The sequence below is a fragment of the Paenibacillus sp. ov031 genome, from assembly GCF_900143165.1.
GTDB classification, from domain to species: domain Bacteria; phylum Bacillota; class Bacilli; order Paenibacillales; family Paenibacillaceae; genus Paenibacillus; species Paenibacillus marchantiae.
In genome coordinates, this window is the sequence record NZ_FRDO01000001.1 from 530,181 (window position 1) to 542,384 (window position 12,204).

Consider the following 12,204-nt stretch of genomic DNA (forward strand, 5'->3'; position numbering starts at 1 on the left):
TTTTGGGAGGCGAATATTTATGTCTAAATCTTTCTTTGAAGCGTTGAAAAACAGAAGATCTTATTATGGAATCAGCAAGGAATCCACAATCTCGGATGCTAAAATCCAGGAAATCGTGGAAGAAGCGGTAAAATACACTCCGACTTCATTCAACTCACAAACATCTCGTGCCGTAGTATTGCTCGGTGAACAACACGATAAACTGTGGAATCACACGGAAGAAATTTTGCGTGAAGTGGTTGGCAATGCAGAAGCTTTCCAATCTACAGCTGAAAAAATGGCTGGATTCCGCAGCGGATATGGTACAGTACTCTTTTTCGAAGACAACAATGTGATTGCGCAGCTACAACAAAATTTTGCAGCTTATGCGGATAACTTCCCGATCTGGGCGAACCAATCTAACGGTATGTTGCAACTGGTGATCTGGACTGCTTTGGAACAAGAAGGTCTGGGCGCCTCCCTGCAGCACTATAACCCGCTGATTGATGAGAAAGTCAAACAGGAATGGAACATTCCGGAGAACTGGAGACTGATCGCTCAAATGCCATTCGGCAAACCAACAGCAACACCAGGCGAGAAAGAATTCCAACCGATTGAACAACGTGTAAAAGTACACAAGTAAGACTTTTACCTGGATCGAACGTCGACCTTAATTGAAAAGATTGAGGTGCCTCGTTTCAGCGAATTTCCCATTATTTAACCACATACGGCCTCGCTTCAATTTGATACGATGATGTAGATCGTACTCCAATGAAGCGAGGCTTTTTGATGTGAATAATAGAATATACAAACGTACCCGCCGAAAGCTATGGAATGCTATTTTGTGCGGCGTACTGGCGATAGGATCAATCACCATCGGTGAATCCACAGCTCAGGCAGCAGCGGCTCAGCAGGTGTTCAAGGATACAACCTCCAGTTATGCCAAGGATGCCATTGCACATCTGGTAAAGGCGGGAATTGCTGCCGGAACCTCCGAGAATACGTTTGAACCCAAAAAGGCAGTCACTCGTGCTGAATTTGCAACATTTGCCGTGAGACTGCTAGGTTTGAAGCCCGTTAAAAACAATATTAATCCCTATAACGATGTCAGCATGAACGCTTGGTATTACGGCAACGTTGCAGCCATGACCAATCTTTCCATTCTTGAGGGCAAGAGTCAGGGCGTGTTCCAGCCAAACGCCTCCATTACTCGGGAAGAAGCGGCTGCACTGCTGGTGAGGATGCTGAAACAATCTTCCAAATCAACGAACCTTCTTTCATCCACATATGACGATGCAGCTGAGATATCTGAATGGGCACGTCCTTATGTGCAGACCGTATATCAGCTTGGATTGATGCGCGGCAGTGATGGCAAGTTTCGCCCGCATGACCAAGTGACTAGAGAAGAGGCAGCAGTGATGCTGGATGCCATTTTGCAAAAGAAAACCTGGTCAGACCAGCTGAAAGGTGAGGATCAGCTCGGTATTCAGCTGGGATGGCAATATAACGCCTCTACAGCTGAGTTCAAGAAACAGATCGAACAATCGGAAGCCAACACACTGGTTCCCCGTTGGTTCTTCCTGAATAGCAGCATGAAAGTCACGGATCTCACGGACACATCGTTATTATCATGGGCATCTGCTACGGACAGACAGGTATGGCCGTTGCTTGGCAATCGTTCGAACCCGGACCTTACCCACCAGATGTTATCGAGTACAGCCAACCGGGCGTCGGTGATCTCACAGGTCACCTCTTTGGTGAAAACATATAAACTGGATGGTATTAACGTGGATTTTGAGAACGTACTGCCAGCTGATCGTGAAGGAATGACCGCATTTATTACTTCCCTGGCAACGGCTCTGCATGCGCTAGGCGCTGTTGTGTCTGTAGATGTATCACCCGATCTGGGGACAGATTGGACCGATGCATTTGATTATGCGCAATTAGGCGCTGTATCGGATTACATGGTACTGATGGGATATGAGGAACATTGGAACGGCGATCCGCAAGCAGGGTCTGTGGCATCTCTTCCTTGGGTTGAAAGGGCTTTGGATACGATGCTCGCTGAGGTAGTTCGCGCCAAAACAATTCTGGCTCTACCCTTATATACACGGGATTGGTCTTCCGCTAATCCGGCAGCCAGTTCATGGGATATCACCCTGGCAGAACAGGGAACTCGTGCACGAGCTTCAGGTTCCGTGAGACGATGGGATGCAGATCTGGTCCAATATGTCATTGGCTATAACAGTAACGGTACGCCGAGATATATATGGGCAGAGGACAGTCGTTCATTGTCCGCGAAAGTAATGATGAGCGGAGAGCGTAATATTGCCGGATTGGCCTACTGGTATATGGGCGGAGAGACGGCAGATGTATGGAATGCCATTTCGAACGCTTCACGATTTGAATCATACATTTTCTAAATTCCGAAATTATAATTCTTTCTTAAACCGACCCAAACACACCGTTATTCAGACGGATGGTTTGGGTTATTTTATTTTGGTAAAAGCTAAGTTGTAACGGATTACGTTTGATTTTGGTTGAACGGTGTAAATGGATAGAAGGATAGTGAACTGTCCAATAACATATAAGAGATAGAAGCATAGGAGGGAGATGGAGCATGCGAGAGTATGATTGCATTATAGTAGGTGGAGGACTCGCAGGACTTCAGGCAGCTATTCAGATGGGGCGTTACTCTTCTCATCGGGTGTTGGTAGTGGACGCAGGAGAAGGCAGATCAACGTTATGCCGAACCTATCATAATATTCTTGGTTTCCCCGATGGAGTATCCGGTGAAGAGCTGCGCTCCAAAGGCAGAATGCAGGCTGAGCAGACTGGAGTAAATTTTGAGAAAGACCGTATCATTAAGGCAGGACGCCGGGGAGAACAGATTCAATTGTTCGGTTCTTCCGGCTCTGAATATATGGCGAAAACAGTCTTACTGGCAACTGGACTAACGGACAGGATACCGGCGATTCCGGGATTAAGGCCTACGTTGGGAAGAACAGTATATGTGTGCCCGGATTGCGATGGATATGAGATTCAGGATCAGCGCACCATATTGCTGGGTGCAGGCGAAGCCGGTGCAAACATGGCTATGGTTTTGATTCAACGTACCAATGAGTTGTTGTACATCAACCATGAGCAGTCGCCAATCTCTGCTGAGCTTCATCGAAGCATGAAAGAGGCAGGAGTTCGTTACCTTGAGGCCGCCGTTCAAGAAGTGCAACAGATGGAAGATGGCCATATTACGGGTGTGCTGACGGAAGATGGACAGATTTTTGAGTCAGAGCGTGGATTTGTTGCGTTTGGAGGCAATCGTGTACATTATGAACTGGCAGAGCAGCTTGGAGCCGTCATCGCGGATAATAAACACGTCGAAGCCAACGTGCGAAGCATGCAGGCCGCGCCTAATGTATGGATTGCCGGAGATCTGGGCTTGCACGCGGAACAAGCTACGGTTGCCATGGGCGAAGGTTCGATTGCCGCGATCTGGATTCACAAGGCATTGCAACAGATGAAAAAGGAAAACAAAGTGAAGCAGATCTAAACGCAAATTAAAATGCAGATGGTGAACAGCCCCATTCATAGAAAAAACAATTTTAAAGTCCCCCGACCGTTGTGACTAAGGTTGGAGGACTTTTTGCGTTGTACGCAAGCTGTTTACAAAAGTATGGTCTGAAATTATTTGCTGTTTGTATTGCGGGTCTCTGTTGTTTTGGCTTTGTGAGGGTGGGTGATGTTGTCTACGATTTCTCCTACGGCTTCTTCAATCATGTCCGTTGGGCCGGGGTTGTTCGGGTCGGGTTGAATAATTGTATTCACACCAGGTTGCAGATCTTTGTTTTTTCGTTCTTTTTTATGTTCATTCATGGAAAATTCCTCCTTATTCGGGTATGTTTAAGGTGTTCCTTAACATATCCAATCCTTGTGATGTATATGTAAACGATTAACCAATCAAATCAAATTGAAACGCTAGGTGTTAGGGGAGGAGGAGTTCATCTGTTCAAAAAAACGAGCATGCTCCTGTTACTTCTGATTTTATGTGTGTGGACATATTGGAGAACGGATAGCGATGATCAGAATCCGTATTTGATTACCGACTACAGCCGCCTTCATCCGGTTAAGGTTGAACGTGTGGTCGAAGGTCATGAAGAGCAGCAGCTCGTTGAACTGCTTCAAGATGCCCGAGAGCGGAACCTAACGATATCGATTGCCGGGCAGCGCCATAGTCAGGGAGGACACACCTATTATAAAGACGGCATTGTCATAGACATGACCTCGTATAACAAAGTGCTGGAAGTCAATACCGATGCCAAAAAGGTACGTGTGCAGGCTGGGGCGACCTGGGCTGACGTACAGCGAGCCATTAACCCATATGGACTGGCCGTCAAAAATATGCAGTCCCAGAATATTTTCACCGTAGGCGGATCTATCAGTGTAAATGCACATGGTCGGGAGCTTCATCAGGGTTCCTTGATTGAAAGTGTCGATTCCTTTCATCTCTTGACGGCAGATGGTCAGATTCGGCAAGTGAGTCGCACGGAGAATGCAGAGCTTTTCCCGCTTGTACTTGGGGGTTACGGACTGTTTGGCGTGATTTTGGACGTTACGTTGACGTTAACGGATGACGAAGTCTATCGTCTCACAACTGAGCAGGTGCAGGTTGAGGACTACCCGACTTATTTTCAAAAGAATGTCCTGGGAGGCGCGATGATGCGTATGCATCTGGCCCGAATTTCAGTTCAGCCCGGTGAAGGCTATTTTCGCGAGATGTACGCATTGAATTATGCCTCTGATCCAATGGCTTCACTGGATAATTATGATCGTCTGGATGAACGTGAAAGAGGCGTGCTTACCAGCAAACTTCTGTTCAACCTGAACCGTGAATTCCTATGGGGGCGGGCCTGGTTTTGGCCGCTGCAACAGCGGTATTTCGAGTCACAGGATGGCAAGAGGCTCAGCCGCAACAATGCGATGGCTTCTGCGTCTGCCTTCATGGAGTATCATCAGCCGGGTGAAAATGATCTGCTGCAGGAATATTTTATTCCGGTGGATGTCTTCCCCGCATTTGTTCAGGAGATGGGAGAGATTGTATCCCAGGAGCAATTGGATTTGCTCAACATTACAGTCAGGTTTGTGAAACATGATGAAGAAGCTGTGCTTTCCTATGCGACGCAGGATATGTTCGGCCTTGTCTGTTTATTTCACGCTTCATTGTCTGAGGTAGAACAAGAGAAGTTCAAGGGCAGTATGCAGCAGCTGATAGAAGCCGTCCTTCGATATAACGGAACATATTATCTGCCCTATGCAGGTTATGCAACTTCAGAGCAATTCGAACAGGCCTATCCACGAAAGAATGAGTTTTTTGCAGCCAAAGAAAAGGTGGATCCGAATCATTTATTTATGAACTATTTTATGGAGCAGTATGGAGGAAATCATCCATGAATATCAAGTGGCTTGTTCGATCTCAAAGTATCGTTACGCTCGCTTCGGGCATGATTTATCCGTATTATCTTTTGTTTCTCAAAAATCTGGGTAACAGCTTCTCCAAATATGGGCTTGCCTTTGCCGTATTTACAATCAGTTCGGCTGCTGCTTCGCAATGGCTCGCTCCCCGGATGGATCGACACGCCAAGCAGTGGCTCATTGTAAGTTCGGTGGGGATGGCCGCAGCCATGATTGCATTTCCGTGGGTCATTTCCTACATCTGGGTGCTGCTGCTGCAAATGATGATGGGGACATGCAATGCGATGCAGCGAATGAGTGAACGGGTGCTGCTCGCCGATTATACGGTGGCTGGGCAACGGGGCCCAGCTGTAGGTAACTATCATTTCTGGACATCTGCTGCTTCAGGATTTGCGGTTATTGTTGGCGGTGTGCTGATTGATTGGCTGACGATCGATGTATTATTTTATCTGAGTGCCATGCTGTATATGTGGGGAGCTCTGGCAGTATGGCGATTACGTAGCATTTCTGAGGAAGCAGCTGATGGCTAAAGGATAGAAATGGTCTGATTAATCTCCAGCGAGAAGTTTATATTATAGATAACCTGGTATGATTAAGAATTTTGCTTACATTCCACAAAGCGAGTATTCTCAAGGAGGTTTTTCAGATGAATGAACAAAATCATGTTATCCATAAAGATGGACAAGTTTCAACCGACAAGGTAGACAATGCGATTGATAAGATTGCGCCGGAGGAACGGGAACAGATTTTACAGAACTTTGATGCCTTTAAAGGATATCTGGGCAAACGAATTGCAATGGGAGAATCGATTGGACTGGGTGAGGAGCAGATGGCCAAAATCGCTGAGAAAGTAGCCGACTATTTGGCAGCCCGGGAAGAGCCGCGTAACCGTGAAGAGAAGTTGCTGCAAGAACTGTGGAATGTCGGGAAAGAGGAAGAGCGCCATATGCTGGCTCATATGCTAGTGCGTCTGGCACAAGGTTCAACCCCGAATCATTAAGATTGAGCTGAAATTAAAAGCTAAGCCAATAGAGACTCTGGATGCCATGGCATTCAGGGTTTCTTTTTGATGACACCTATTGTAACTATTTTTCATCTGGCTGATACTTTTGCAGTGTGTACACCCAGTATGATAGGGAGAGTAAAAGAAAGATTAAATATTCATATGAGCGTTTGAAGAGAAAGCCTTCCGGTTAAGGAATAGTAACGTTCATAATAAGGAGAGATGCTGCCTATGAAGAACGCGGCGAAACAATGGAAATTACGAATGCTGGGTGCGGCTGTTGCATTGCTTGGCATGATTGTGCTTGCTACATATTTACTTACACCAGCGAACGCTGAGGAGAGCACGGACTCTGTACAGGCTTCTGCCAAAGCGCAGGCTGCAAACTCCGAGATGTTTACAGCGTATGTGGAAGACATACAGCATGAGAATGGTAAATTGTACTTGATTGTAGACAAGATTGGCTGGTACCAAGGTGCAGAGGCTGATAAAGTTTTTGAACAACGCAATCCGGGCTCTGGTATAGATGGTGCTCCTGATGGTTATTATATTGTCAATGACAGCAAAGAGCAGGAAAAGGTAGAAGTAAGTGCTAATGCTGAAGTGTTGATGCAGTTATATGATCGCGATGGTACAGTGTCGGGCACCACTATTCAATGGAATGAGTCCGTGGCGCTCAGCAAATTCGAATCTTTGTATGACAATACCAATATTCTTGATCTGTCCGTATTCCCGTATCACCTCACTGTACAGGACGGAAAAGTGATCAAAATTGTACAGCAATACATTCCATAAAATTAGATCAAAATGCAACGGTTAAGCATTCCTCCGGTTCCATTGAACCGGCAGGGATGCTTTTTGGTTATGACAAATTCATGAAGGAGATTGTAATTCATGGTATGTACATGTATCATTATAGGAATGGTGTTTTTACATAGTTCAGGAGGCTTCTCATGCTTAAAGACATGATTGCATTAACGAAACCCGGACTTTTGCGGCTGAATGTGTTTGCGGTAGCGGTAGGGTTCTGGGTCGCTTCAAAATGGGATATCTCGTGGATATCTCTGCTCATGGTGTTGATTGGATCAACCTTGGTCATCGCTTCGGCATGTGTTATTAACAACTACTGGGATCGTGAGTTGGATCAGAAGATGGAGCGCACCAAAAAACGGATTGATTACATCAATCATCTTAAACCCAAGTTTGTATTGGGGTATGGAATTGTTCTTGGTGTGGTTGGTTTTGTGCTGCTGTACTTCCTGGTCAATCCGTTATCCGGTTGGATGGCACTGCTCGGATGGTTTGCTTATATCGTGATCTACACGATGTGGCTCAAACGCAGCTCGACCTGGAGTACATCATTGGGTGGAATTGCGGGGGCGATGCCGCCTGTAATCGGTTATTGTGCGGTAACCAATCAGATTGATGCAGGTGCCTGGTTGCTGTTTGCGCTGTTATTTCTGTGGCAGCCACCTCACTTCTGGTCACTCGGGATTCGCAGAGTGGAAGAATATCGTGCAGCCGGTTTCCCACTGTTGCCGGTAGTCAAAGGTGTGAAGCGCACAAAGGTGCAGATGATTCCTTATGTATTTCTGTTGCTTCCTGCTGTATTTCTGTTGTATTACTACAACTACGTTGGGCTTGTGTTTCTGCTTGTATCCGTCATTGGTGGTCTGATCTGGTTTGTCCATACACTAAGCGGATTGAAAACTCAGGATGATGAGAAATGGGCCAAAGTTAACTTTCTGATCTCCGTCAATTATCTCATGGTTGTATTCATTGTCATGGTAGCAAACACAACCTGGTCCTGAGCGAAACATCACTTTTGTAAAATATTCGAATATGAAGATGCCAAGTTAGCTGGCACCTTACGAAAAAGCACGCTGTAGAATAGACTTGGACAACCTGTGGTTGTTCCGGCATACTTCTCGGGGTGTTTTTTTGCTATAATTATACTTTGGAAAATGATTTTGGAAGAATGGGAAGTGGAGTAGATGAAGGATTTACAGCAGGCTATCCTCTTGAGAACGGAGGGGAAAATGCAGGAGGCGATAGAGCTGCTGCAGGAACTGGCGTTACAGGAACCAGACAATGCACAGGTTTGGTACCAGCTGGCTTGGGCTCATGATTCACTTGGACTGGAGCGGGCAGCGGTACCGCATTATGAGAAGGCTCTAAGTCTAGGGCTTTCGGTTGAGGACAGGACAGGTGCCATACTCGGACTTGGCAGCACATATCGGACTCTGGGGCAGTACGAGCAGGCGAAGGTCTGGTTTGAAAAGGGATTAAGTGAATTCCCGGAAAACCGGGAATTTGAAGTTTTTCTTGCCATGGTGCTCTACAATTTGGGCGAGCATGCGGAGGCAATGAAGCGGTTGCTGGTACAACTGGCTGATACATCAAAGGATAAGGGAATAACCGACTACAGCAGAGCCATCCGTTTCTATGCAGACCAGCTGGATCGGGTATGGGATTAGGTTGAGTCAACGGAGGACCGATTATAACGATGGAGTTATCCATTCCTGTACCGCTTCAATAAAACGACGTGAAGCGGGGGACAGATTGGTGAGAGACGGGCAAGCGATGCCAATGGTACGATAAGGATCTCCAGTGAGTGGAACAAGAGCGAGCTCGTTCGTATGGTGTTGAAGAACCATTTCAGGTAAAAGACTGATGCCAAGACCGTTTCGAACCATCGCCATGATGGCCTGATCTTCGGCGACCTCATAGACCACATTCAGCTTGGCCGCATGCTGTCGGATCAACCGTTCAATCTCGTTATCACCACCCCATTTAGGTAAAATAAAGGGCTGTTCCAGCAATACATCAAATGAGACAGACTTCTCCGTAGAGAGTGGATGTTCCAGAGGCAGGATGCACATCATCCTGTCTTTTTGTAATGGAATTGTCTCAAAAGGCGAAGAATCGCCAAGGGACAGAAAGCCAAGATCGATGGCACCTCCAGCCAGCCAGCCTTCAATTTCTGCGTAGTCGCCCTCCCACAGCTTAATCTCGATTCCGGGATGACCGAGGCGAAATTGCTTCAGGATGCCAGGCAGCCACTGCGTGGATACACTAGCGAATGTGCCAATACGAACGGTTCCAATCTCGGCGCCACGAATCAACGAAATTTCCTGGTTCATCAGTTCCGTCCAACGCAGAATTTCACGAGTATAGCCCAGAATCCGTTCCCCTTCGGCAGTTAGTCGTACACCAGAGCGGCCTCGATTCAGCAGCGAAAAACCACACTCGGTCTCCAGACTGGCGATCGCATGACTGACCGCTGATTGGGTAATATTCAATGCTTCTGCTGCTTTGGTGAGGCTGCCGTATTCCACTACGGCATTCAAAATTTCGTATTTGACCAATGACATGAAAGATTCCGTTCCTCTCTTCATTTAATACATGAATTTATTTCATATTAACTATTATAAATATTCATTTTTATAATGCAAAGAGATCGTTTATACTTGCCAAGGCGAGTTAGTTCGATAGAGCCTCGGTTAGATTACAATACATAGAATGAAGGTAGAAGCAAGATGAACGGAGTACGTGCACCACAAGGTCAGGCATCAAGAAGAGCAGATTTGCAGATGCTGCTCGCAACGGTAATATGGGGATCATCCTATCTGTTTATGAAATCAGGACTGGAATCCATGCAGGAATTGAATCTGGTCGCTTTCCGGTTTGGAATTGCCTTTATCGCGGCAGCTGTCCTTTTCCATCGGCGACTGTTCAGAATGGATCGAGGAACGCTTGCAGCAGGGGCTATTATGGGAACAGCGTTATTTGCGGCCTTTGTATTTATCACTTATGGAGTACAGCGCACTACGGCTTCCCAGGCAGGATTTTTGATCAGTTTGGCAGTGATCTTTGTGCCCATCCTGACGACAATTCTGCATCGCAGAATGCCAGACTTGCGGTTAACGATAAGTATTCTCGTGGCGGTAATTGGGCTCGCATTGTTGACACTTCAACATGAGCTTAGCCTGCACATGGGGGATATCCTATGCATTCTCGCAGCATTAATGTACGCGATCTACATTATGATTGCTGGCAAGTATACGCCGAAGCATGATCCACTAACGCTGGGAACGGTTCAACTGGGCGTTGCAGCCCTGTGGGGGCTGGCAGGTACATTTGTGCTGGAGACACCACGTTTACCTGACACACCTCAATCTTGGGCGGCCATTCTGGGTCTGGGAGTACTGTGCAGCGGCATTGGCTACATTTTGCAGACTCTTGCCCAGCGGCATGCTTCACCAACAAGAACGAGTCTGATCTTTTCGCTTGAACCACTGTTTGCAACAGCATTTGCGTTTACCTTTCAAGGGGAGTCCCTTACTCTGCAAGGGTATGCGGGTGCAGCACTTATGCTCATTGGTGTTCTGATTACAGAGATCAGAGTCCCTTATCCGTTATTCTGGCGCAGAAAGCGGACGGCATTACAGACCGAACTGGGAGATCAGGGAGCGCCGGGTGTATGATTTTGAAATAAAGCAAGAGTTCTTCCATCATCTTCATTGTGAAGGTGTTGGAGGAACTTTTTTGTTATTTATCCAGCAGAGATTCAGAATCCCTAGCAAATTATCAACCTAACAAAATGAATTTTTTCATAACTTGTTTTGTTGAATCTCTTTTTTTATGCTACACTAAATGAAAAATAAAGGAAAAACGGGTGAGAAGGATGGCCAAAAGAGTAACCATGCAGCAAATTGCCGATGCTGCGGGGGTGTCCAAATTCGCAGTCTCTCGTGCGTTAACCGGTAAACCTGGTGTCAGTGAACATACCCGGGAGATGATTGTCAGAACGGCAGGACAGCTCGGATATTTCAAAGCTGAACCGAAACGTTTCCTAGTGGAAACCCCTGCTGAACAGGAGATGAAGATAGACAGACAGGGGACTATTCTGATCTTGTTTCCTAACATTCGTTCGCAGAATCGATCCTCCCTGTACTGGGGTCCCATCTTTGAGGGAATATCTGCACGCCTGAATGAGAAGGGCATGGATATCCTGACCTTGACGGAACCTTCCTCAGATCGCATGTTTTCGGTGCTGAATCCTGAAGCCATCAGCGGTATTATAACTGTCGGTTCCATTTCCACATCCGTATTGCTCGAGATTTATCGACTGCATATTCCACTTGTGATGGTTGATCATGAAGACCCGGCAATTCATGGAGATACGGTGTTTACAGATAACATGAAATGTATGCAGGAACTGGTGTTGATGCTCGTTGGAAAGGGCTACAGACGGCTACAGTTTGCTGGCGAATTGCCTGATGCAGCCAGTTTCAGAGAACGATGGCTCGGCTATCGTTCAGTACTGGAAGAGATGCAGCTGCAGGTCTCGCAGCAAGCAGATTTGCTGGGACCTGATCTGGATCACATTCGGGAATCGATTATCGCCATGAAGATGGAGGATATCCCCGAAGTGATGGTATGTGCCAACGACCACATGGCCGCTGTTGTGATTGGTGCACTCCAAAGCAGGGGCATCGAGGTGCCGGAGCGCTGTGCAGTAACCGGGTTTGATAATACCCGTGCAGATGAGCCTATTCTTGCTACGGTGCATATCGATAAGGAGAATCTGGGCAGACGTGCGGTGGACCAGTTATTATGGCGGTTGGAGCATCCGGACGGGCCTTTTGAAAGAAAGCTGATCTATTCGGAACTAATCATTCGTGATGAGTACAATGCTAGTTTAACGTGAAGCTAACGAACGTAAATTTAGAAATGTAATATTAACACAC

Annotated in this window: 13 protein-coding genes; 11 read left to right on the forward strand and 2 right to left on the reverse strand. The window is 46.6% G+C overall.

Annotated features, from left to right (window positions below):
* Positions 1-19 precede the first annotated feature (19 nt).
* The 3 genes from BUA17_RS02500 to BUA17_RS02510 all read left to right on the forward strand — a co-directional run bounded on the left by BUA17_RS02500 (position 20) and on the right by BUA17_RS02510 (position 3,529).
* Entirely contained in the window at positions 20-622 is a 603-nt protein-coding gene (locus BUA17_RS02500; RefSeq protein ID WP_063563305.1) for a nitroreductase family protein, read from the forward strand.
* Between the two features lie 148 nt (positions 623-770).
* Positions 771-2,402, forward strand: a complete 1,632-nt coding sequence (locus BUA17_RS02505; protein WP_244552056.1) for an S-layer homology domain-containing protein — start codon at positions 771-773, stop codon at positions 2,400-2,402.
* A 197-nt stretch (positions 2,403-2,599) separates the two neighbouring features.
* On the forward strand, positions 2,600-3,529 hold the full coding sequence (locus BUA17_RS02510) for an NAD(P)/FAD-dependent oxidoreductase (protein ID WP_072732491.1): 930 nt from the start codon (positions 2,600-2,602) through the stop codon (positions 3,527-3,529).
* A gap of 134 nt (positions 3,530-3,663) precedes the next feature.
* Here BUA17_RS02510 and BUA17_RS02515 read toward each other — a convergent pair whose 3' ends face one another.
* Entirely contained in the window at positions 3,664-3,852 is a 189-nt protein-coding gene (locus BUA17_RS02515; RefSeq protein ID WP_063563307.1) for a hypothetical protein, read from the reverse strand.
* A gap of 174 nt (positions 3,853-4,026) precedes the next feature.
* Here BUA17_RS02515 and BUA17_RS02520 point away from each other — a divergent pair, with 174 nt between their 5' ends.
* From BUA17_RS02520 to BUA17_RS02545, 6 genes are all read left to right on the forward strand, one after another.
* Positions 4,027-5,427: an FAD-binding oxidoreductase gene (locus tag BUA17_RS02520; protein WP_244552057.1), complete on the forward strand. Its 1,401-nt coding sequence runs from the start codon at positions 4,027-4,029 to the stop codon at positions 5,425-5,427.
* A complete protein-coding gene (locus tag BUA17_RS02525; protein WP_064638937.1) occupies positions 5,424-5,978 on the forward strand; it encodes an MFS transporter in 555 nt (184 codons plus the stop codon). The genes BUA17_RS02520 and BUA17_RS02525 overlap by 4 nt, the downstream gene beginning before the upstream one ends.
* A 116-nt stretch (positions 5,979-6,094) precedes the next feature.
* Positions 6,095-6,448: a DUF3243 domain-containing protein gene (locus tag BUA17_RS02530; protein WP_072732493.1), complete on the forward strand. Its 354-nt coding sequence runs from the start codon at positions 6,095-6,097 to the stop codon at positions 6,446-6,448.
* Between the two features lie 234 nt (positions 6,449-6,682).
* The gene (locus BUA17_RS02535) at positions 6,683-7,246 is read left to right on the forward strand and encodes a hypothetical protein (protein ID WP_063563311.1); all 564 of its coding nucleotides are present in this window, start codon (positions 6,683-6,685) and stop codon (positions 7,244-7,246) included.
* 158 nt (positions 7,247-7,404) lie between these two features.
* The gene (gene cyoE / locus BUA17_RS02540; RefSeq protein ID WP_063563312.1) at positions 7,405-8,262 is read left to right on the forward strand and encodes a heme o synthase; all 858 of its coding nucleotides are present in this window, start codon (positions 7,405-7,407) and stop codon (positions 8,260-8,262) included.
* A gap of 183 nt (positions 8,263-8,445) precedes the next feature.
* Complete coding sequence (locus tag BUA17_RS02545; RefSeq protein ID WP_072732494.1) at positions 8,446-8,928, forward strand: tetratricopeptide repeat protein; 483 nt, start codon at positions 8,446-8,448, stop codon at positions 8,926-8,928.
* Between the two features lie 21 nt (positions 8,929-8,949).
* On the opposite strand, the gene BUA17_RS02550 is transcribed toward BUA17_RS02545, so the two are convergent.
* On the reverse strand, positions 8,950-9,825 hold the full coding sequence (locus BUA17_RS02550) for a LysR family transcriptional regulator (RefSeq protein ID WP_072732495.1): 876 nt from the start codon (positions 9,823-9,825) through the stop codon (positions 8,950-8,952).
* A gap of 165 nt (positions 9,826-9,990) precedes the next feature.
* Between BUA17_RS02550 and BUA17_RS02555 the strand changes: the two genes are divergently transcribed.
* Positions 9,991-10,938: a DMT family transporter gene (locus tag BUA17_RS02555; protein ID WP_072732496.1), complete on the forward strand. Its 948-nt coding sequence runs from the start codon at positions 9,991-9,993 to the stop codon at positions 10,936-10,938.
* 200 nt (positions 10,939-11,138) lie between these two features.
* Positions 11,139-12,164 (forward strand): LacI family DNA-binding transcriptional regulator, encoded by a 1,026-nt coding sequence (locus BUA17_RS02560; RefSeq protein WP_072732497.1) that lies wholly within the window; start codon positions 11,139-11,141, stop codon positions 12,162-12,164.
* Positions 12,165-12,204 lie beyond the last annotated feature (40 nt).

Excerpts from the sequence above, each read along its gene's own strand:
- BUA17_RS02500 (WP_063563305.1), top strand. The coding sequence starts at position 20 with ATGTCTAAATCTTTCTTTGAAGCGTTGAAAAACAGAAGATCTTATTAT.
- BUA17_RS02510 (WP_072732491.1), top strand. The coding sequence starts at position 2,600 with ATGCGAGAGTATGATTGCATTATAGTAGGTGGAGGACTCGCAGGACTT.
- BUA17_RS02515 (WP_063563307.1), bottom strand. The coding sequence starts at position 3,852 with ATGAATGAACATAAAAAAGAACGAAAAAACAAAGATCTGCAACCTGGT.
- BUA17_RS02525 (WP_064638937.1), top strand. The coding sequence starts at position 5,424 with ATGAATATCAAGTGGCTTGTTCGATCTCAAAGTATCGTTACGCTCGCT.
- BUA17_RS02530 (WP_072732493.1), top strand. The coding sequence starts at position 6,095 with ATGAATGAACAAAATCATGTTATCCATAAAGATGGACAAGTTTCAACC.
- BUA17_RS02535 (WP_063563311.1), top strand. The coding sequence starts at position 6,683 with ATGAAGAACGCGGCGAAACAATGGAAATTACGAATGCTGGGTGCGGCT.
- cyoE (WP_063563312.1), top strand. The coding sequence starts at position 7,405 with ATGCTTAAAGACATGATTGCATTAACGAAACCCGGACTTTTGCGGCTG.
- BUA17_RS02545 (WP_072732494.1), top strand. The coding sequence starts at position 8,446 with ATGAAGGATTTACAGCAGGCTATCCTCTTGAGAACGGAGGGGAAAATG.
- BUA17_RS02550 (WP_072732495.1), bottom strand. The coding sequence starts at position 9,825 with ATGTCATTGGTCAAATACGAAATTTTGAATGCCGTAGTGGAATACGGC.
- BUA17_RS02555 (WP_072732496.1), top strand. The coding sequence starts at position 9,991 with ATGAACGGAGTACGTGCACCACAAGGTCAGGCATCAAGAAGAGCAGAT.
- BUA17_RS02560 (WP_072732497.1), top strand. The coding sequence starts at position 11,139 with ATGGCCAAAAGAGTAACCATGCAGCAAATTGCCGATGCTGCGGGGGTG.